Raw genomic sequence first — 20140 nt, 5'->3', positions numbered from 1 at the left:
TTGCAGGGGAGAGGGTCTTTACAGGGTTATTTACGGTGGTTGAAATGCCTGAACGGGGCCGACATGGACCCGAACAGGCGTGAAAAAGACCGCCGTGTCTGCTGGGTTGCTGATCCGCGTTGTCAGTTGTTAGCTGCCAGCGTTGAACACTAACTCAACAACCACGGCGGTCTGAGTTTACTCTTGCTGTATGTTGAGCTGCTGACGCGACGGTGCCTGATCCTGCGCGGCGGTTTCCTTGGTTTCCGCTGTCGCTGCGACAGTTGCGTGTTCGCTGTCGTGCTCGGCCAGCTCCAGTTCAACCTGGGCCTGGCTTTCCACCAGTGCTTCGCGCTCTTCCTTGCGGGTCGATTTCGGCAACAGCTGGTTGAGGATCACGGTGACAATGGTACCCGTGGTGATCCCGGAATGCAGAAAGTTGGACAAATCATGCGGCAGATGCTGGAGCAGACGAGGCTCGAAAGTCACCGCCAGACCCGAGGCCAGACCAACACAGATCACCAGCGCATTGCGCTTGGTATCGGCGGCTTTGATCAGCATCCGGATCCCGGCATAGGCGATCATCCCGAACATCACGAAACCGACCCCGCCGAGAACCGGTTTCGGAATGGTGACGGCAATGGCTGCCAGCTTCGGAAACAGGCCGCCGAGGATCAGCAGACCGCCGGTTGCAGCAACCACGTAGCGGCTCGCCACGCCGGTGATCCCGACAATCCCGACATTCTGACTGAAGGACGCCAGCGGCATGGCGGTCAGCAAAGCGGCCAGGGTGCTGCCCAGTCCGTCGCCTAACAGGCCGCGTTTGAGATCTTTACCGTCGATGCGGGTCTGGCAGTTATTGGCCAGTGCCATGAAATCCCCGGTCGCTTCGGCAATCACCACAATGTAGACCAGACTCATACTGACAATTGCACCAGCAGAGAAGGTCAGGCCATATTTCAGTGGCTCAGGGCCACCGACCCACGGCGTCGCAGCGATTTGCTCCAAATCGACCATTCCCAGCGATAGTGCAACCAGGTAGCCACCCGCTAGACCAATCACAATGGCAGAAGCGGCGACAGCGCCGCGGCAGTACACCGAGACTATCACGACGATGCCCAGCGATATCGCAGCGAGGAAGAGTTTCGGCAGGGTGGCGAATTCCTGGCTCACCGCCGGGGCGTCACCGACCCAGTTCATCGCCACGGGCAGGATCGTCAGGCCGATTAAGGTGACGACCACGCCGCTGACCACGGTCGGGAACAGCTTGCGGACTTTGTCCATATAGAAGCTGGCGAGGATCACGAAGAAGGAGCCGATCAGGGCCGCGCCCATGATGCTACCAACCCCGCCGTCTTTGCCGATACTGATGGCAACGCCGAGAAAGCCGAAGCTGGAGCCCATCACCACCGGCAACCGGATCCCGACCGGGCCGATGCCGATACACTGGGCAATTGTCACCACGCCTGAGGCCAGCAGGGCAGCGTTGATCAGGGAGACGACTTCGCCACTGGGCAGGCCAATGGAAGAGCCGACAATTAAGGGGACTGCAACGATCCCACCAATGGAGGCCAGCATATGTTGCAGTGCAAGGAGAAAGGTTAATCCATAAGGAGGTCGTTCGTTTAAGGTATACAGTAGTTTCATTGACTGTTCCTCTCCGCGCCATGTCCGTTCATGGCTATCTCTGTTTTTGGGTTCACGACCGCTACATCCGGGGCAGGGCCATCCTTGTCCCCCGCGCTGTAATACCAATCGTAGTCAATAATTGATCATCCTAGCTTGTTAAAACGCTCGATAACTGCGTTAGAATTTTTGATTGTAGAATAACTACTTATCGAAAAATTCCGCCTTGTTCTCAAGCATTTTTCCTGCGCTATTTCTGCTCACTTACTGACTGTGATTGGTATAGGATGCTGACCTGGGCAGCGCGGGATGTTTATTTCCAGCTGAATTTCAGGTACACGGATCCGACAGAGCTGACCGTCACGGTCCTCTGTTTCAGACGGGCACCTTTTACTATTTGTTGATTGCTTGTGTCGCGGATGCGGCGGCAGTTGTCCTGCCGCCGCATCAAATGCCTAGCCGATGTAGATCAGTTTGGCGATAAAGAGCGCCGTCAGCGCATACATCGAGATGGAGACATCCCGTTGATGGCCGGTGGTGACTTTCAGCACGGTATAAGTGATAAAGCCCAAGGCTATCCCGTTGGCGATGGAAAACGTCAGCGGCATCATCAGCGCCGTGATGGCGGCTGGTGCTGAGTCGGTGAATGATTTCCAGTTCACGTGCTGCATACTGCTCATCATGACGAATGCAACGTAAATCAGCGCGCCCGAGGTGGCGTAAGCCGGGATCATCCCCGCCAGCGGCGAGAGGAAAATGGCCGCGACGAACAGGGCACCGACGACCAGTGCCGACAGACCCGTGCGGGCTCCGGCAGAAACCCCGGCCGCACTTTCGACGTAACTGGTGACCGGTGGACAGCCGACGCAGGCACCGGCGACACTGGCGATACTGTCGGCCTTAAGCGCTTTGCTCAGGCCTTCAATTCTGCCGGTGTCGTGGTTGATCAGATTCGCCCGCTCCGCCACGCCCATCAGGGTGCCTGCGGTGTCGAACATGTTGACGAACAGGAAAGCCAGGATCACGCTGACCATCGAGATCTGGAACGCGCCGCTGATATCCATCGCCAGGAATGTCGGGGCAATACTTGGTGGGGCAGAGAACACACCGTGATAAGTAACCAGCCCGAGCATCATGCCGATCAGGGTCACGCTTAAAATGCCGATGAGAACCGCACCAAACACCTTGCGCTCACTCAGAACGGCGATGATCAGAAAGCCGATCGCTGCCAGCAGGGCTTCGGGTTTGGTGAAGTCGCCCAGCGAGACCAGGGTAGCCGGGTTATCGACGACGATCCCGGCGGTTTTCAGGCCAATCAGCCCGAGGAACAAACCGACCCCGGCCGTCATCGCAAAGCGTAGACTGGGCGGAATACTGTCGATGATCCATTCCCGCACTTTGTAGAAACTCATCCCGACGAACAACAGGCCGGAGAGAAACACCGCCCCCAGGGCGACTTCCCAGCTGTAGCCCATCTCACTGACGACTGTGAACGAGAAGAAGGCGTTCAGCCCCATTCCGGGTGCCAGACCGACCGGCCAGTTGGCAAACAGTCCCATCAGCAGGCAGCCGATTGCGGCGCCGATGCAGGTGGCGACAAAGACCGCGCCTTTATCCATCCCTGAAGCGGCCATAATGTTTGGATTGACGAAAATGATGTAGGCCATGGTGGCAAAAGTGGTAATACCGCCAATCATTTCATTTTTTACACTGGAGCCATGCGCCTTTAACTGGAAAAAGCGCTCCAGGATCCCCTCAGATCCTGAGTTATTGAGTACTTCCGTTTTGCTCTCACTCATGTTCAGCGAACCTTTTGTCTGTTTATGTCAGCAAATTGAATACAACCAAATTCCAATTCTCCATCTGCTGTTTGTTGTGTTGTTGTGTTGTTTGCATCTCTGTTTGAAGGTCGCCCCCCGAAGGGGGCGTCGGTGCGTTCTCAGCAGGCGCTTCACTTTATATCTACACGCTATTATATCTACATGCCTCAGCAGCGTTTTAGCTGCCGCGATAGGTCGAGAAACTGTAGGGGGAGACCAGCAGCGGTACATGGTAGTGGGCTTGCTCGTCATTGAGGCCAAAGCGGATCACCACGTCATCGAGGAACGGGACTTCATCGAGGGTGACACCTTGTTGGCGAAAGTAATCCGCGACGTAAAACACCAGCTGGTATTTCCCAGCCTGAAATGCCGCATCTTCGAGGATCGGACTGTCGGTTCGGCCATCACTGTTGGTGGTGACCGTTTGAATGCGTTCATAGTGCTCACCCTGATGGCGGAACAGTTCTACTTTAATTTCCGCGCCGGGAAGGCCACTCATTGTATCCAATACATGTGTTGTCAATTTACCCATATGTTTTAAACGCAGTGCGTTCTCCTTGTGTAACTCTTGTCTTTTTGTATACAAGTGTCAGTGACTACGGCTTGGTCGAATCGGTCATCTGTACACAATGTACTGGTAAGTAAAGCACACTGTTACCATTATGTTAATAATAAATTCGCGGAATTTATCGGTGTGTGCGCGGGTTCAAACTCAGCTATTGTCTTGAAAAGCTTGTAACGTGCTGAATTTACGGTGTCTGTTGCTGAACTGTTTTATTGAAACAAAATCTTTACAATGTTTTGTTTTGTTGTATACAATGTTTAATACAAAGTGATTGGCCATGTATACAAAAACACATGGCCGAGCGTAAGGAGAACTTGGATGGATAAGGAATATTCAAGAGATCTGATCGGGTACGGGGCCAATCCGCCTGATCCGAAATGGCCGAATCGCGCCAGAGTCGCGGTGTCATTTGTCTTGAATTACGAAGAGGGCGGCGAACGCTGTCTGCTTCATGGTGACGAGGAATCGGAAGCATTCCTGTCAGAAATCCCGGCTGCGCAACCGATAAAAGGTGAGCGACATATCAGTATGGAGTCCATCTATGAATATGGCAGTCGTGCTGGCGTGTGGCGGGTGTTACGATTGTTTGAGGAATATAACATTCCCTTAACAGTGTTTGCGGTGGCGATGGCGATGGAGCGTCATCCGGATGTCGCTCGGGCCATGGTCGAAGCCGGTCATGAAATCTGCAGCCACGGCTATCGCTGGATTGACTACCAGTATATGGATGAGACGCAAGAGCGGGATCATATGTTCAAGGCGATCGACATCATCCGCAACATTACCGGTGAGCGGCCGTATGGCTGGTATACCGGCCGGACAGGGCCGAATACCCGGCGCATCATTGCCGAAGAAGGCGGATTCATGTATGACTCCGACGCCTATGACGATGATCTGCCATACTGGCACACCGAAGCCGGCAAGCCGCAGCTGGTGATCCCGTACACCCTGGATGTCAATGATATGCGCTTTGCGACCGTGCAGGGATTTAACTCCGGCGAGCAGTTTTACCAGTACCTGAAAGACACCTTCGACACCCTGTATGCCGAAGGGGCGACCGCGCCGAAGATGATGTCGGTCGGGCTGCACTGCCGTTTGATTGGCCGTCCGGGCCGGATCGCATCGCTGCGCCGCTTCCTCGATTATGTGAAGCGTCATGATGATGTCTGGCTGTGTCGCCGCATTGATATTGCGCGCCACTGGCATGAACACCACCCCTACCGGGGCAAACCGAATCATGGAACCGGTGCCTGACACCGGCTCACTCAAGGAAGGAGAACCACTTTATGACCGCATTCCGATTTTGTAAGCCTTCTGAAATGAGCCGGGCGAACTTTCTCGAGGCTTTCGGCGATATTTATGAGCACAGCCCATGGGTGGCCGAAACCGTCTTTGAGCAGGGCATTGGGCCGCAAGACGATCAGATTGAAAACCTGCATCAGAGAATGGCCGCTGCGCTTGAAGGGGCTGATTTTCAGGCCCAGCTCGATCTAATTAATGCACACCCGGATTTAGCCGGACGCGCCGCAATTAACGGCGAGCTGACGGAGGCTTCGACCAAAGAGCAGTCGGGCGCGGGGATTGATCAGTGTACCCCGGAAGAGTTCGACAAATTCACCACCTACAACGATCGCTACAAAGCCAAGTTCAATTTCCCGTTCATCATGGCGGTGAAAGGCGCGAACCGGCATCAGATCCTCGCGGCGTTCGAAACGCGGCTCAATAACGACCGCGACACCGAATTTGAAACCGCGATCAACGAAATCAACAAAATCGCATTTTTACGTCTCTGGGATCTGTAAGTCTCTTGAATCTGTAAGCCTTTGGGCAGAAGACGCAAGCTGACGACGATTCCGGAACCCTGACTGGCACTGTACGGGCCGAACGCCTGGTGGTTGCAGGGGAGCCAGACTTTCTCCGAGTTCTTTATTGATTAACTAATTAATTGGAAGGGATAACAAAACATGTCCTTAGATTTCTCGCAATACGTCAATCTGGCTGATGAAAAACTGGGCGCAGAAGCGCTGTATGCAACGGACGATTTCTTCGCCGATAAAAGCCGCCTGCTGCGCCGCGAAGCGCCGGAGTGGAAAGAAGGCGTATTTGATGACAACGGCAAATGGATGGACGGCTGGGAAACCCGCCGTAAACGCAGCGAAGGCTATGATTACTGTGTGGTCAAGCTGGCGATGTCGGGCGTGATTGCCGGAGTAGATATTGATACTTCGTTCTTTACCGGCAACTTCCCGCCATCGGCGTCGCTCGATGCCTGCTACAGCCCGGATGGTGCGCCCGATAGCAACACCGAGTGGGAAGAAATTCTGCCGTCGCTGAGCCTGCAGGGTAACCACCATCACCTGCAGGTGATCAGCAGTGAGAAAACCTACACCCACATTCGCCTGAACATTTATCCGGATGGTGGCGTGGCGCGTCTGCGTGTCTATGGTCAACCGGCGGTGGACTGGGATCGCATCGATTCGCAGCAACAAATTGATCTGGTAGCGGTTGAGAACGGTGGCCGTGCCGTGGCCTGTAGTGATGAGCACTACGGCAGCACCTCGAACATCTTGGGTCCGGGCCGTGGCGAAAACATGGGTGACGGCTGGGAAACCGCGCGTCGTCGTACCCCGGGCAACGACTGGGTGCTGGTGGCACTGGGCCATGCCGGCAAGATCGACCGCATTGTGGTCGATACCGCCCACTTTAAAGGCAACTATCCGGACAGCTGCTCGATTCAGGCGGCCTACGTTAAAGGCGGCACCGATGATCAGGTTGCGACCCAGAGCCTGTTCTGGCGTGAGCTGCTGCCTTCGCAAAAACTGAGCGCCCATGAAATTCATGAGTTCGCCAGCGAGATTAACGATCTGGGACCGGTCACGCACGTTCGCCTGAACATCTTCCCGGATGGCGGGATCAGCCGTTTACGCCTGTTCGGCACAAAAGCTGATTAAACCAAACCAGGAGAATTAAATAATGAGTAATGGATTACGCCGGTTAACCATCACGCCACTGACCCAGGAAGCGTTTGCGCCCTTTGGTGACGTCATTGAAGTGGAAAACCGTGACTACTTCATGATTAACAACGGTTCAACCCGTCGTTATCACCAGCTGGCCGACACCGATGTGGCTGAGCAGGGTGGCCGGGCAATCATCAGTATTTTTCAGGCCACACCGCTGGTGTATCCCCTGACAATTTCGATGCTTGAGCGCCATCCGCTGGGTTCGCAGGCGTTTATGCCATTACTCGGGCAACCTTACTTAATTGTGGTTGCCCCCAAAGGGGACGACCCGCAGCTTTCTCAATGTCGCGCGTTTTACAGCAACGGGCGCCAGGGGGTGAACTACCACAAAGGTGTGTGGCATCACCCGGTCCTGGCGCTGACTGATCAAGATCAGTTCCTGATTGTTGATCGCGCCGGCGAAGGGAATAACTGCGACGAAGTCTATTTTAATCAAGAGCTGGTATCACTGCATTTAGAGGACATACCGCATTGCGACATCACCATTAAACAGCATCAAGCAAACACGGCTCAGTTGCTGTCAAGGAGTTAAAAATGGATCCACATATCACGGAATGGTTGAATTTGGCAGTACGCTGGATTCATATGATTGTTGGGATTGCCTGGATTGGCGCATCCTTCTACTTCGTATGGCTGGAAAATAACCTCAACCGGGTGAATCCGAAAACCGGCCTTTCCGGAGACTTATGGGCTATCCATGGTGGCGGGATCTACCACCTGGAAAAATACAAACTGGCGCCGCCGAAGATGCCGGAAAACCTCCACTGGTTTAAGTGGGAAGCGTACTTCACCTGGATTTCAGGGATCTGCCTGCTGTTTATTGTCTACTACCTGAACCCCAAGATTTACCTGATTGCGCCGGGTGCGGACATGGCGCCATCAACAGCCATTGCCATCGGTATTGGTGCCTTGGTAGCGGGCTGGCTGATTTACGACTTCTTGTGTGATTCAGCGCTGGGTAAACAGCCAGCACTGCTCGGACTAGTCCTATTTCTTGGCTTAGTGGGTGCTGCCTACGGCTTGTCGCAGGTGTTCAGTGGCCGGGGTGCGTATATCCATGTCGGGGCGATTATCGGCACCATCATGGTGGGGAACGTGTTCCGCGTCATCATGCCGGCACAGCGCGGGCTGGTGAAAGCGATTGAAGAGAACCGCGAACCGGATCCGGAGCTGCCGGCCAAAGGGCTGCTGCGCTCACGCCATAACAACTACCTGACGCTGCCGGTGCTGTTTATCATGATCAGCAACCACTTCCCGAGCACTTATGGTTCGGAATATAACTGGCTGATCCTCGCGGGCCTGGCGGTATTCAGTGTCCTGGTCCGCCATTACTTCAACACCCGTCATGACGGCCAGAAGTATGTCTGGACGGTGCCGGTCGCTGCTCTGGGGATGATTGCTCTGGCCTTTGTGACCTCACCTTATGCAAACCAGCCGAGTACGCCGGTGACTGCCGCTGCACCGGTAAGCCAGACACCTGCCAGCCATGCAGAAAGTACGGCGCCAGCGGGTGATCACAGCTCAGCAGCGAAGCCAGTTGCGACTGGGATCAGCTTTGCCAAGGTGCACGAAGTGATTCAAAACCGCTGTACCGAATGTCACTCGGCCACGCCGACCAATGCGGCATTCCGTACAGCACCTGCCGGGGTGATCCTGGATACGCCGGAGGAGATCCAAACCAACGCGCCGCGCATTGTTGCGCAGGCTGTGCAAACTAAGGTGATGCCTTTGGGGAACCTGACTCAGATGACGGACGAAGAGCGTGCGCTCGTCGGCAAATGGGTCCAGCAGGGCGCGTTATTGCAATAGTTCCCGTCGAGTGTCCACTTAGATTGTCATCGCAATCTTCTTAACCGCCTGTTGTGGTGTTGCCCCGGCCTGAGTCCGGGGCTTTTTTGTTTGTGCGTTGCGCATGCAAATACAATAATTTACTCCAGGTTTACAAATTTCAATATCCGCGAACTCCAGGTTGACAAAATGTATAATTGCCGCATAATCATGGTTGACAAAAATCAATATAACCGAAAAAGGAGCAGTGGCAATTATGCAGAGCGATTTTCAATCGATGCCTTGGGATTTCGAACCTACGTTGAACAAGTCTGACGTAGATGTTGTGATGCAGCAATTGACCAAAGCATGCTTTGAACTCAAAGATAGTATCAATAGTAAGTATGATGATGCTTGGACTATTGGTACGAAGAAGTACGGTTGGGCGCTAAATGTTATTGAACGTATGGCTCTTTCTAGCAAGTATCCTTCGATTACAATTGGGAAGAGTGGTCTAGGGCAAGTATTCAAGATTAATAGTGTACCAGTATCTATTGTTACTGATGATGTCCACAACCCTAGAAAGCACCGTAGATACATGCCATCTGAAGTAGAACAGGAGCAGCTCTCGTTATTTGAGGACTCTGATCTACCTCGTGCACTTGTTTGGCGCTTGATTCTCGATATGAAGGTTTCTATCAGTAACGCAAATGATTTAGAATCCTTACCTAAAATAAAGCTTATTGGCTTGGATGATAATAAGGTAGTTGCTTCTTACACATATGATGACGTTGTTGTGCCAGTAGTTGTTAATTCTCCGCTACGAGAAGAGTCTGTAGAGCAACTGCCGGTTCAGCAAGCTGAACCGTTGTTAGAAGAGTCAAAAGCGAAGCCAGTTAAACTTGTTCGTCGTGTTAGAAAAAATGAAGAGAAAGAATCTAAAGGTCAATAGTAATGGATCTTTTTAACCAAGCTTTTAGCGGTGGGAAGTATTATCGCCATGAGAAGCTTACTGTCGCCCGTAGAGCAAAAATGCTTTCTATGGAGGAGCTAGCTAGTTATATCGGTAAGTCGAGACAGTTTGTTCATAAGCTTGAAAAAGGAACAGAGCCTACCGTTGAAGTCATAGAAAAGATATGTAGGGCTCTAGATATTACGCCTGATTTTCTCTTTACAGAGAGAAATTCTCATATTGACACTGAAAAGTGTCACTTTAGGAGTTTGAAGACTAGAACAAAGACTGTCACTTTAAATGTTAAGTCGCGGGTTGAAATTTTAAGCTCAATCCTAAAAAGACTGGACGAAGAATTTGAGTTGCCAGAAGTAGATCTTCCTGATGTCTCAAGATTTGATATTAGTAAGAACTCTGAAATTGAAAGGCTAAGTGAATCAGTAAGGAATTATTGGGATTTAGGAATGGGACCCATTTCTAATATCACTGAGCTGATCGAGCATGTTGGAATTGTGGTATCAAACTCTAGAGGAACGGATGGCAGAGTTGATGCGTTTTCTGTATCGAACGCCAGGCCATTGATTATCTTAGATAATGATGTTGCGAGTGCTTGCCGTAATCGCTTTACTTTAGCTCATGAGTTAGGCCATTTGCTTTTTCATGAAGATATTATAACGGGCGATGCTAGTACAGAATCACAGGCTGACTATTTTGCTAGTAGTTTTTTATTGCCAAGGACTTCATTCGTAAAAGAATTTCCATGTAGTGGTGAAGGGAGATTTGATTGGGATAAAATGGTTCAATTTAAAGCTAGATGGAAGGTTAGTTTAAAAGCAATTGTTTATAGAGCAAAACAATTAGGGCTAATAAATGACCAAAAAGCTAGAACGGCGTATATGCATTTGAATACGAGAGGTTATGCTATTAAAGAATTAGGCGATGAGCTGGTTCGAGATGAGCCTCCGTTTCTTTTGCCTAATATGGTTAATATGCTTGAAGTTTATACTTGGCGAGATTTGTTGAATTCGGTAGGTGTTAATGAACGTCTTGTGTATGACTTGTTTGGACTGAAAAACGAACGTTCTAGTTTATATAAGAAACCTAAATTTAGTGTTGTTCGCTAAAAAACATCCTTAACGGAGATTATTTTATTAATTGGTTCAGTTAAGGTCACACTTGTTTATCAGGTTAGCTGACTAATCAGGGAACATTTTCCATCATGCTGACGATAGAGTAGAAAAGGTGGCGCTTCGCTGCGAAGGAGACGTCAACACAGACGAAGCGCCGAGGGAAAATCAGGGTGAGTTAGCTGGCGATTTTACGGGATTGATTCGCGTTGGCAGAATAGGCCAGATCGCCGTAGATGTAGGTTTGGTGGACGGCCTGGTCGCTGCCGAGGCTCATGAGTACGAACAGCTTCTCTTCCAGCGTGCGCGCTTGCTGCATTCTGAATCTCATCAGTTGCGTGGCATGGAGATCCAGCACCACGAAGTCGGCTTCTTTGCCCACTTCCAGATTCCCGATTTTATCGTCCAGGTGCAGGGCATGGGCGCCACCAAGAGTCGCCAGGTAGAGCGATTTGAACGGATGCAGTTTCTTCTGCTGTAGTTGCATGATTTTGTAAGCTTCACTCATGGTCTGCAGCAGCGAGAAGCTGGTGCCGGCGCCGACATCGGTGCCCATGCCGACTTTGATCTTAAACGCTTCCATCTTCGGCAGGTTAAACAAGCCGGAGCCGAGGAAGAGGTTCGAGGTCGGACAGAAGGCGATGGCCGAGTCGGTTTCCGCCAGGCGCTGACATTCACAGTCGGATAAGTGGATCCCGTGGGCAAATACGGCACGTTCATGCAGCAGGCCGTAGTGGTCGTACACATCGAGGTAACTTTCCCGCTCCGGGAACAGCTCCAGCACCCATTCGATCTCTTTCTTGTTCTCGGACAGGTGGGTGTGCAGGTACACATCCGGGTATTCTTTCAGCAGCTTGCCGACCATGGCCAACTGTTCATCGGTGCTGGTGGGCGCAAAGCGTGGGGTGACCGCATAGAGCAAGCGGCTGCGTTTGTGCCATTTGTCGATCAGCGCTTTCGAGTCGGCATAGCCGGACTCCGGTGTGTCGGTCAGATAATCCGGCGCGTTCCGATCCATCAACACTTTCCCGGCGATCATGCGCAGGTTGCGCTTTTCCGCTTCTTCGAAAAAGACATCGACTGAGGATTTATGGACCGTGCCGAACACCAGCGCTGTGGTCGTGCCGTTGCGCGCCAGCTCATCGAAAAACAGCCGGGCGACTTTCAGCGCGTACATCGGATTCTTAAAGCGCTCTTCTTCCGGAAAGGTATAGTTTTCCAGCCAGTCGAGCAGCTGCTCGCCGTAGGAGGCAATCATCCCGGTCTGCGGGTAGTGAATGTGGGTGTCGATAAACCCCGAGGTGATCAGTTTGTTCTGATATTCGGTGATCGCCAGGGTGTCTCCCTGACGTGCCAGCACGGCTTCAGCTTCCCCGATATCGACGATGTGGCCGTTCTCGACCACCAGGATACCGTCTTCAAAATACTGGTAAGAGTCCTCCTGACCCACAACGGCGGGATCGGCGAGACTGTGTAAAATACTGGCCCGGTAGGCCTGACGCTGGGTACTCATATGACTTCTTCCTTGCAAATGCTGGCCTGAGCGGTTGAACCTGCTGACGTTTAGGCGATTTTTGCTTCCTGCGAGTGGTTACTCACGGCCACCGCTTCATTGTCCGATTGCGGACGTTTTTCTTCAAGCGGCTGTCCCTGATAGTGGGCGATCAGTTCTCCGGCCACGGAGACCGCAATCTCTGCCGGGTGTTTGCCGTTCACCATGCTGATCCCAATCGGGCAGATCATGGAATGAATTTGCGACTCACTGTAGCCCCGCTGGACTAACCGCATATCGAATTTTTTCCGTTTGGTCAGCGAGCCAATCAGCCCGAAATAGCGGCTGTCGGCACGATCAATAATTGCTCTGGCTAAATCAAAGTCTAGCTGGTGATTATGGGTCATCACCAGGTAGTAACTGTTGGGCGGCTGCTGCGACACGTCACCGACGGGATCGTCCGAGACTACTTTTCTCACGCCTTGCGGCAGGGTGTCCGGGAACTCTTTGGCACGGGAATCAATCCAGGTGACCCGAAACGGCAGGCTTGCCAGGATCGGCACCAGGGCTTTGGCCACGTGTCCGGCCCCGAACAGCACCAGGTGTTTTTCCTGGGTGCCGATGGGTTCAAAGCTGAGGGTTGCCATGCCGCCGCAGCACTGCCCGAGACGCGCCCCGAGGTTGAAGCGTTCAATCTTCAGCGAGGCGGCATCGGCCAGCAGCATTTCACGGGCCTGCTGGGTGGCGACATGCTCTAAGTGGCCGCCGCCGATGGTGGCGATGATCCGATCGCGCGTCACCAGCATTTTGGTCCCGGCATCACGGGGCACGGAGCCCCGATCTTCCAGTACCGTGACGATGACGCAGGGCTCACAGTTTGCCTCACACTTTGCCAGTTCGTGAATCCAGTTATCTTTAAACATGGTGATCCCCTTTTGGTTCTGTCGGCTGCGGTGGTTGGCCGCAGCTTTATACCAATCGCAGTAAATAACTGGTCATCCTAGCTTGTTAAAATGCTCGATAACTGCGTTAGAACTTTTGATTGTAGAATAACTACTTATCCAAAAGTTCTGCCTGGTTCTCAAACATTTTTCCTGCGCTATTTCTGATCACTTACTTACTTTGATTGGTATTAATGTTACGTTCGCATTCCGCTCAGTCGTTCTGGTATGAGCCGGATTGCCCCGCTATGGTTTCATGCCGCCACGGTTTCATCCTTGTTGGTGGCGCTCGGTTGGGGGGCGCCGTTGCTGACGGCCTGAATCGCCATCAGCACCCGCTCCGGTGTAGCCGGGGTGTCGAGTTTCGGAATCGCACCCTCGACGGCCACTGAGGCAATCGCATCTTTGAGCGCACTCCAGACCGACATCCCCAGCATGAACGGCGGCTCACCGACCGCTTTGGAATGGAACACGGTGTCTTCCGGATTGCTGCGGTTTTCCAGCAGGTGAGTGCGAAAATCAATCGGCATATCGGCAATCGCCGGGATCTTGTAGCTGGCCGGGCCGTTGGTCATCAGGCGACCGTCGATATTCCACACCAGTTCTTCGGTGGTCAGCCATCCTGCCCCCTGAACAAAACCGCCTTCAATCTGGCCGATATCAATCGCCGGGTTCAGCGACGCGCCGACATCGTGGAGGATATCCACCCTCAGGATCTTGTATTCCCCGGTCAGGGTATCGACCAGCACCTCAGAGCAAGACGCGCCGTAGGCGTAGTAGTAGAACGGGCGGCCGCGGGCTTTTTCATGGTCATAGTGGATCTTCGGCGTGCGATAGAAGCCGGTACTCGATAGCGACACCTGATTGAAGTAGGCCAGCTGGACAAAATCTTCGAAGGTCATGATGTCTTCGCGGATCAGGACCATACCGTTTTTGAAGATCACCTCTTCCGGGGTTACTTTGAAGTGACCGGCAGCAAAGTTGACCAGACGCTGTTTGATGGTCTGGGCCGCATTCTGCGCCGCCTTGCCGTTCAGATCTGCACCGGAGGACGCGGCAGTGGGCGAAGTGTTCGGTACCTTGTCGGTATTGGTGGCGGTGATCTGGATCCGGTCAACATCGACCTGGAACTCCTGAGCGACGATCTGGGCGACCTTGATGTTCAGCCCCTGACCCATTTCCGTACCGCCGTGGTTTAGATGAATACTGCCATCGGTGTAGATATGGATCAGCGCCCCGGCCTGGTTCAGAAAGGTCGCAGTAAATGAGATCCCGAACTTGACCGGGGTGATCGCCAGGCCTTTTTTCAGGATCGGGCTGGTGCGGTTAAACTCGGCGATGTCCCGGCGGCGCTGATGATAGTCGCTGTTCTGCTCAAGTTGCTCGGTGATCTCCGACAGGAAGTTGTCTTCCACGGTTTGGTAATAGTGGGTGATGTTGCGTCCTTCGCCGCCGTAATAGTTGGCTTTGCGTATGTCCAGCGGATCTTTGTTCAGATAGCGGGCAATCTCATCCATGATGTGCTCAATGGTCATCATTCCCTGCGGCCCACCGAAACCGCGGTAGGCAGTGTTGGAGGCGAGATTGGTTTTGCAGCGGTGGCCGGTGACCGTGGCATTGCCGAGGTAGTAGGCGTTATCGGAGTGGAACATGGCCCGATCGACAATCGAGTTGGATAGATCGGGCGAGTAACCGCAGTTCCCGGCCACCGTGATTTCGGCGCCCTGGATCACGCCCTGATCATCAAAGCCGATCCGGTACTGGTTGTAAAACGGGTGGCGCTTGCCGGTCATGGTCATGTCTTCATTGCGCGGCAGGCGCATTTTGGTTGGACGGCCGGTCAAACGGGCAATCACCGCTGCCATACAGGCCGGTGCCGCTGCCTGGGTTTCTTTGCCGCCAAAGCCACCGCCCATCCGACGCATGTCGATGATCACTTTGTGCATCGGCACGCCCAGCACTTCGGCGACCAGTTTCTGCACTTCGGTCGGGTTCTGGGTCGAGGTGTATACGATCATGCCGCCATCTTCAGTCGGCATCACGCTGCTGACCTGGGTTTCCAGGTAGAAGTGCTCCTGACCGCCGATGTCGAGATCGCCTTCAATCACGTGCTTGGCATCAGCAATGGCCGCGGCTGCATCACCGCGTTTTTGCTGGTGGCTGCCGGAGACGAAGTGCTCTTTTGCCAGCGCTTCTTTGACATCCAGGATCGCGGGTAGCGGCTCATATTCCACAATTGCCGCCATCGCCGCTTTGCGGGCGGTTTCCAGATCGCCGGCGGCAACCGCCAGCACCGGCTGGCCGTAGTATTCGACGATGCCGTCAGCCAGCAGCGGATCGCCGGGCAGCACAGCGCCGATATCCAGCTGGCCGGGAACATCCTGGCTGGTGATCGCAATCGCGACGCCTTCAAACTCATAGCAGGGCGAGACGTCCAGCTTGGTGATTTTGGCGTGGGCCTGGGTACTCAACCGTGCATAGACGTGGAGCTGATTGGGAAACTCCAGCCGATCATCAATATAGATGGCTTCGCCGGTGACCTGCTTCGGGGCACTGTCGTGTTTGACGCTTTTCCCGACGCCGGTTTTCAAATCCTGCTTGGCGATGGCCACCATGTCTTCGTGGCTCAATGTGTTGTGATTGGCGTTAGACATATGACGTGACCCTCGTTTCGATATGGTTATCCTGGTTCTGCTGCTCGATATAGAAACGGCGAAGCATGTTGGCCGCGGTCAGGGTGCGGTATTCCTGGCTGGCCCGGAAATCGGACAGCGGCTGGAAGTCCTGCGACAGCGCCTGCATGGCCTTGCTGATGGTGTCGTTTTGCCACGGCTGGCCGATCAGGCTGGCTTCACAGTGGCTGGCACGCTTGGGGATCGCCGCCATACCGCCGAACGCGATGCGGGCATCTGTGACCACGCCGTCACGAAGGGTGATGTTGAACCCGCCGCAGACGGCCGAGATGTCATCGTCCAGACGCTTCGAGAGCTTGTAGGCCCGGAACTGGGCAGCGGCCTCAGGTTTCGGAATGATGATCTGCTCAATGAACTCACCCGGCTGCTGCGCGGTGACTTTATAGCTGATGAAAAACTCTTCCAGCGGCAGGATCCGGCTGGTGTCGCCGCAGCGAAGCTTGATTTTGGCATCCAGCGCCAGCAGCAGAGGTGGGGTATCGCCGATGGGAGAGGCATTGGCAATATTCCCACCCAGTGTGCCCTGATTGCGTACTTGCAGGGAGGCAAAGCGATGCAGCAGTTCACCAAAATCCGGGAAGTAGGTATTGAGCAACGGATAGGCATCGCTAATTGGCACGTTGGCGCCAATTAGCAGGGTATCGTCGGTTTCGGTGCAGACTTTCATGTCCTCGACCTGATTGACGCTGATCAGGGTTTCAATTTCCCGGTGGAACTGGGTGACTTCCAGCGCCAGATCGGTGCCGCCGGCGACCAGTTTCGCGTTCGGGTATTCCTGAAACAGCAGCGCTAGCTCGTCGGTTGAGCGGGGTGAGAAAGACTGCAAGCGGCCATCGGTGAGGGTTGCTGATGTCATCTGAATCGTTTCCAGCTTGGCAATGGTATCGCGCTCCAGTGCGGCAAACTGATCCCGCATGGGTTCGTTGCCGGATAGCGACAGCGCAGCCTCGACAATTGGCCGATAACCGGTACAACGGCACAGGTTGCCGGCCAGTGATTCCATCACATCGGTTTTATCGGCAGCCGGTCTGTTCTTACTCAGCGCGAACATCGACATGATAAAACCGGGGGTACAGTAGCCGCACTGTGAGCCATGAAACTCAACCATGGCGTGTTGCACCGGGTGTAGGGATTTGTCTTTATTTTGTAGATCTTCAACGGTGATCAGCTGCTTGCCATGCAGCGTAGAGATAAACGTCAGGCAGGAGTTGACGGAGCGGTATTCCAACCGGCCATCGACTAACTCCCCCAGAACCACGGTACAGGCGCCACAGTCACCTGAGCCGCAACCTTCCTTGGTCCCCGTTTTCTTCTGGACGGTGCGCAGATAGTTCAGCACTGTCATGTTGGGAGACAAGTTTTCTTCTTGCTGGATTTCTTGATTGAGCAAAAAAGTAATCAAGAGACCTCCTTGTACATTGACTCACGAGATAGATGTATTTTTTCTGACCTTTGGGTCAATAATTGGTCAATCTGACTCGGGGGTCAACTTTAAATTTTACAATCTGGTAACATGCCGATGGGGGGATTCACTGCAAAGTAAGACAGATATAGAGGGTTGTTGTGTTAACAATGACCTGGGTTGGGATTATTTGCTGTTGAGGCAAAAAATAGCGGCTTGAAAAACTGTACACAATTTTGTTTCAACTTTGTGTGCAATGCCAATTCATCAACAGATCTGCAGCCTGAGAGCACTCAGATATAGACAGCACGCTGGACGCCGGGGAAGGGGTTAAAACGAAACAAGCCACTTGCAGCGGCCTGTTGATATTGAAGTGAGGATTCACGCCAACGCGGCGATGATTACCGATTTTTCAGCACGTTTGAGAACACCACGTGCAGATCGCTGGAGGCGGTCCGGCCATCCAGGTTCAGTTTCGAGCGGATGTGATCCAAGTGCTCCTGCATCAGTGCGAGCGCTTTGGCGGTATCGCCAGCCTCAATGGCATCGAGCAGATGACTGTGCTCGTCCTGAGAGCAGTTGGCGTGACTGCCGGTTTCATACTGGGCGATCAGCAGGGACGTCTGAGACACCAGGCTGCGCTGGAAAGCCAGCAGCGGCGTGTTTTCCGCCATTTCAGCCAGTTTGATATGGAACTCGCCCGACAGGCGCAGGCCGCTGCCGTAGTCACCTTGCTCAAAGGCTTTGTTCTCTTTCTCGACTAGCTTGCGGCATTCATCGATCTGGGCTTTGGTGGCATGCTGAACAGCCAGCTCAATAATCGCCAGCTCCATCACTTCACGGGCTTTGATGATTTGCTTGGCTTCATCGACCGACGGTGAAGCCACCATCGCGCCCCGGTTCGGGCGGATGTCGACCACCTGCTCCAGCGACAAGCGCAGCAGGGCACGGCGGATAATGGTTCGGCTGACGCCAAAAATCTCAGCCAGGGCTTCCTCGCTGAGCTTGGTTGCAGGCGGCAGGCGCTGCTCCAGAATGGCATCAAAAATGTGGCAATAGACGACATCATCCTGAGACTGGCCGGCACTTTTCGTTTTGGTGGCTGGTTTCATCGAACTTTTAAGGCTTCCCATCGGAGCAATAACCCTCAACTTGTTCATTTTCCTAAGCATGCCATCATACTGAACTTTGTTGCAGCCGATAGCATCAGGTATCCATAAGTGTGAGCCATTTTACAGCTTGCGAGGAAAAATCACCAACATTGTGCACAATTACAGCGGAAGTTTTTGTATACAGGTTGGGTGGGGATTATTCTGGTAGCTCCCTCATACCTATCACTTTTTAATCCGAGTATGGGAGTCTGACTCTTGAGATAAGGCGCCTATTATCAGAATAAAGCGCCTCAACAGGGGTTAGCTCGATTGTGCCTGTAACGCCGGCATCATAACTTCCTGAATTATTTGCGTACCTTCCGGCGTTGCCCAGCTACCGACCAGTTCGGCAATAAGCTGGTTGGTGCTGGTGAGGATGACCCCGGCCTTCTCCATTCGCCGCAGTGCCATCTCATCTCCCATTTTGCTGGGGGAGCCGCCGGCATCCGCCACAACCTGAACATCATAGCTTTCAGATACCAAAGTTAAAGCAGGATACACGGTGCATACGTCATTGGTGACACCGGCAATGATGATCTTCTTGCGGCCCGGTGCTTTGGTGGCCCTGGCAAAGTTCTCATCATCCATCGCATTGACAATCCCGAGTCGTTTGATGCGGTCAGCAAAGGCTTGCGGTAATTCCTGTGCCAGCTCATCCATCAATGGACCCTGAGCGTGCTCTTCCATGCTCGAGGTGAATACGACAGGCATTTTCAGGATTTTTGCAGTTTTTGCCAGCATCAGCGCATTGCGCTTCATTTCCTCTTGCGAGATAGACTGAACCCAGCCCATGGTGCCGACCTGATGGTCAATGAGCAGCATGGTTGCATTGTCGGCTGTAAATCGTTCGAAACTCATCATGATGTCCTCTTAAGCATTGAGTGGTTTCCCACTGAAAAACATGACTTTTGCACTGTTGTCGTGTGCGGTTAATGCGATCACCTGTTGTGTCGCAGTTGCCGGAAACACGGGTAGTTTGTGATCATCCGGACGAAACGTTTGTTCATTGACTGAGACTGCTCCGAAAATGGGCATTACAAAAGCGTTGTGACCGCCAGTAACCGGTACCTCAACGGTTGCGCCCTGATCTAACGTGATATCCAGTAATGTAACGGCCGTTGGGGCGCTCAGCGGTGAGGTGATATCCCCATAGCTTCCGACTGGGACCCGGATGCGGGCGCCGGGCACGTTCACCGACGGCACACTTTCAGCCTCCAGAATGAAAGGTTGCGGTGCCATGTTCTTTTTATCGACCGGCAGGTCGACAAAAATTTGTAGCGAGTGAACGGTCTTACCGGGCTCTGCCGGGACCTCTTCGTGCACAATGCCGCTGCCAGCGGCCGTCCAGTGCAGGCCCCCCGGCTTGATCAGGTTATGGGTTCCCAGTGAATCCCGGTTATCTATCCCCGTTGCAGAATCTAAAAAAGGATAAGAGACTGCTGATAACCCGGTATGGGAGTGGGCCGGGAATGTCGGCCCGCTCATCCATGCATGGTCAACCCCGAGAAAAGGACTGAGCAATTTCGCTTCATCTCGCAATGAATAGGCCCGGAAATGGCTGCCATGGGTGATAAGCCGGGTTGATGTAATCACAGGCATGCTACT

General features: G+C 53.3%; 17 protein-coding genes. 7 read left to right on the top strand and 10 right to left on the bottom strand.

Features of this window, described 5'->3' with window-relative positions:
• Positions 1–177 precede the first annotated feature (177 nt).
• The 3 genes from NH461_RS20745 to uraH all read right to left on the bottom strand — a co-directional run bounded on the left by NH461_RS20745 (position 178) and on the right by uraH (position 3957).
• Positions 178–1626 carry a nucleobase:cation symporter-2 family protein gene (locus NH461_RS20745; protein ID WP_261604497.1) on the bottom strand — a complete coding sequence of 483 codons (1449 nt, stop codon included), beginning with the start codon at positions 1624–1626 and terminating at the stop codon, positions 178–180.
• Positions 1627–2060: 434 nt separating this feature from the next.
• Positions 2061–3404: an NCS2 family permease gene (locus NH461_RS20740; protein WP_261604496.1), complete on the bottom strand. Its 1344-nt coding sequence runs from the start codon at positions 3402–3404 to the stop codon at positions 2061–2063.
• Positions 3405–3603: 199 nt separating this feature from the next.
• Entirely contained in the window at positions 3604–3957 is a 354-nt protein-coding gene (gene uraH, locus NH461_RS20735) for a hydroxyisourate hydrolase (protein WP_261604495.1), read from the bottom strand.
• Positions 3958–4308: 351 nt separating this feature from the next.
• Here uraH and puuE point away from each other — a divergent pair, with 351 nt between their 5' ends.
• The 7 genes from puuE (at position 4309) to NH461_RS20700 (ending at position 10853) form a co-directional block, all read left to right on the top strand.
• On the top strand, positions 4309–5244 hold the full coding sequence (gene puuE, locus NH461_RS20730) for an allantoinase PuuE (RefSeq protein WP_261604494.1): 936 nt from the start codon (positions 4309–4311) through the stop codon (positions 5242–5244).
• A gap of 32 nt (positions 5245–5276) precedes the next feature.
• Positions 5277–5792 carry a 2-oxo-4-hydroxy-4-carboxy-5-ureidoimidazoline decarboxylase gene (uraD, locus tag NH461_RS20725; protein ID WP_255391010.1) on the top strand — a complete coding sequence of 172 codons (516 nt, stop codon included), beginning with the start codon at positions 5277–5279 and terminating at the stop codon, positions 5790–5792.
• A gap of 162 nt (positions 5793–5954) precedes the next feature.
• Positions 5955–6941: an allantoicase gene (gene alc, locus NH461_RS20720; protein ID WP_261604493.1), complete on the top strand. Its 987-nt coding sequence runs from the start codon at positions 5955–5957 to the stop codon at positions 6939–6941.
• A 22-nt stretch (positions 6942–6963) separates the two neighbouring features.
• Positions 6964–7542: an ureidoglycolate lyase gene (locus tag NH461_RS20715; RefSeq protein ID WP_261604492.1), complete on the top strand. Its 579-nt coding sequence runs from the start codon at positions 6964–6966 to the stop codon at positions 7540–7542.
• Positions 7543–7544: 2 nt separating this feature from the next.
• The gene (locus NH461_RS20710; RefSeq protein WP_261604491.1) at positions 7545–8819 is read left to right on the top strand and encodes a urate hydroxylase PuuD; all 1275 of its coding nucleotides are present in this window, start codon (positions 7545–7547) and stop codon (positions 8817–8819) included.
• Positions 8820–9045: 226 nt separating this feature from the next.
• Positions 9046–9729, top strand: coding sequence for a hypothetical protein (locus NH461_RS20705; RefSeq protein WP_261604490.1), 684 nt, complete (start codon positions 9046–9048; stop codon positions 9727–9729).
• 2 nt (positions 9730–9731) lie between these two features.
• Positions 9732–10853, top strand: coding sequence for a helix-turn-helix domain-containing protein (locus NH461_RS20700; protein WP_261604489.1), 1122 nt, complete (start codon positions 9732–9734; stop codon positions 10851–10853).
• 181 nt (positions 10854–11034) lie between these two features.
• On the opposite strand, the gene guaD is transcribed toward NH461_RS20700, so the two are convergent.
• From guaD to NH461_RS20665, 7 genes are all read right to left on the bottom strand, one after another.
• Positions 11035–12369: a guanine deaminase gene (gene guaD / locus NH461_RS20695; RefSeq protein WP_261604488.1), complete on the bottom strand. Its 1335-nt coding sequence runs from the start codon at positions 12367–12369 to the stop codon at positions 11035–11037.
• Positions 12370–12419: 50 nt separating this feature from the next.
• Positions 12420–13271, bottom strand: coding sequence for a xanthine dehydrogenase accessory protein XdhC (gene xdhC / locus NH461_RS20690; protein WP_261604487.1), 852 nt, complete (start codon positions 13269–13271; stop codon positions 12420–12422).
• 272 nt (positions 13272–13543) lie between these two features.
• Positions 13544–15943, bottom strand: a complete 2400-nt coding sequence (gene xdhB / locus NH461_RS20685; protein ID WP_261604486.1) for a xanthine dehydrogenase molybdopterin binding subunit — start codon at positions 15941–15943, stop codon at positions 13544–13546.
• Positions 15936–17384: a xanthine dehydrogenase small subunit gene (gene xdhA, locus NH461_RS20680; RefSeq protein ID WP_261604485.1), complete on the bottom strand. Its 1449-nt coding sequence runs from the start codon at positions 17382–17384 to the stop codon at positions 15936–15938. The genes xdhB and xdhA overlap by 8 nt, the downstream gene beginning before the upstream one ends.
• A gap of 401 nt (positions 17385–17785) precedes the next feature.
• The gene (locus tag NH461_RS20675; protein WP_261604484.1) at positions 17786–18517 is read right to left on the bottom strand and encodes a GntR family transcriptional regulator; all 732 of its coding nucleotides are present in this window, start codon (positions 18515–18517) and stop codon (positions 17786–17788) included.
• Positions 18518–18796: 279 nt separating this feature from the next.
• Entirely contained in the window at positions 18797–19396 is a 600-nt protein-coding gene (locus tag NH461_RS20670) for an isochorismatase family protein (RefSeq protein WP_261604483.1), read from the bottom strand.
• Between the two features lie 9 nt (positions 19397–19405).
• Complete coding sequence (locus tag NH461_RS20665; protein WP_261604482.1) at positions 19406–20134, bottom strand: pirin family protein; 729 nt, start codon at positions 20132–20134, stop codon at positions 19406–19408.
• Between the last annotated feature and the right edge of the window lie 6 nt (positions 20135–20140).

Source organism: Photobacterium sp. TY1-4, from assembly GCF_025398175.1.
Taxonomy (GTDB): domain Bacteria; phylum Pseudomonadota; class Gammaproteobacteria; order Enterobacterales; family Vibrionaceae; genus Photobacterium.
The sequence above is the reverse complement of the archived record's forward strand: the minus strand, read 5'-3'. Positions and strand labels throughout refer to the sequence as shown.

What these genes read in the sequence shown, in the direction of transcription:
- NH461_RS20745 (WP_261604497.1), bottom strand. Translation starts at nt 1,626, where the DNA reads ATGAAACTACTGTATACCTTAAACGAACGACCTCCTTATGGATTAACC.
- NH461_RS20740 (WP_261604496.1), bottom strand. Translation starts at nt 3,404, where the DNA reads ATGAGTGAGAGCAAAACGGAAGTACTCAATAACTCAGGATCTGAGGGG.
- uraH (WP_261604495.1), bottom strand. Translation starts at nt 3,957, where the DNA reads ATGGGTAAATTGACAACACATGTATTGGATACAATGAGTGGCCTTCCC.
- puuE (WP_261604494.1), top strand. Translation starts at nt 4,309, where the DNA reads ATGGATAAGGAATATTCAAGAGATCTGATCGGGTACGGGGCCAATCCG.
- uraD (WP_255391010.1), top strand. Translation starts at nt 5,277, where the DNA reads ATGACCGCATTCCGATTTTGTAAGCCTTCTGAAATGAGCCGGGCGAAC.
- alc (WP_261604493.1), top strand. Translation starts at nt 5,955, where the DNA reads ATGTCCTTAGATTTCTCGCAATACGTCAATCTGGCTGATGAAAAACTG.
- NH461_RS20715 (WP_261604492.1), top strand. Translation starts at nt 6,964, where the DNA reads ATGAGTAATGGATTACGCCGGTTAACCATCACGCCACTGACCCAGGAA.
- NH461_RS20710 (WP_261604491.1), top strand. Translation starts at nt 7,545, where the DNA reads ATGGATCCACATATCACGGAATGGTTGAATTTGGCAGTACGCTGGATT.
- NH461_RS20700 (WP_261604489.1), top strand. Translation starts at nt 9,732, where the DNA reads ATGGATCTTTTTAACCAAGCTTTTAGCGGTGGGAAGTATTATCGCCAT.
- guaD (WP_261604488.1), bottom strand. Translation starts at nt 12,369, where the DNA reads ATGAGTACCCAGCGTCAGGCCTACCGGGCCAGTATTTTACACAGTCTC.
- xdhC (WP_261604487.1), bottom strand. Translation starts at nt 13,271, where the DNA reads ATGTTTAAAGATAACTGGATTCACGAACTGGCAAAGTGTGAGGCAAAC.
- xdhB (WP_261604486.1), bottom strand. Translation starts at nt 15,943, where the DNA reads ATGTCTAACGCCAATCACAACACATTGAGCCACGAAGACATGGTGGCC.
- NH461_RS20675 (WP_261604484.1), bottom strand. Translation starts at nt 18,517, where the DNA reads ATGGGAAGCCTTAAAAGTTCGATGAAACCAGCCACCAAAACGAAAAGT.
- NH461_RS20670 (WP_261604483.1), bottom strand. Translation starts at nt 19,396, where the DNA reads ATGATGAGTTTCGAACGATTTACAGCCGACAATGCAACCATGCTGCTC.
- NH461_RS20665 (WP_261604482.1), bottom strand. Translation starts at nt 20,134, where the DNA reads ATGCCTGTGATTACATCAACCCGGCTTATCACCCATGGCAGCCATTTC.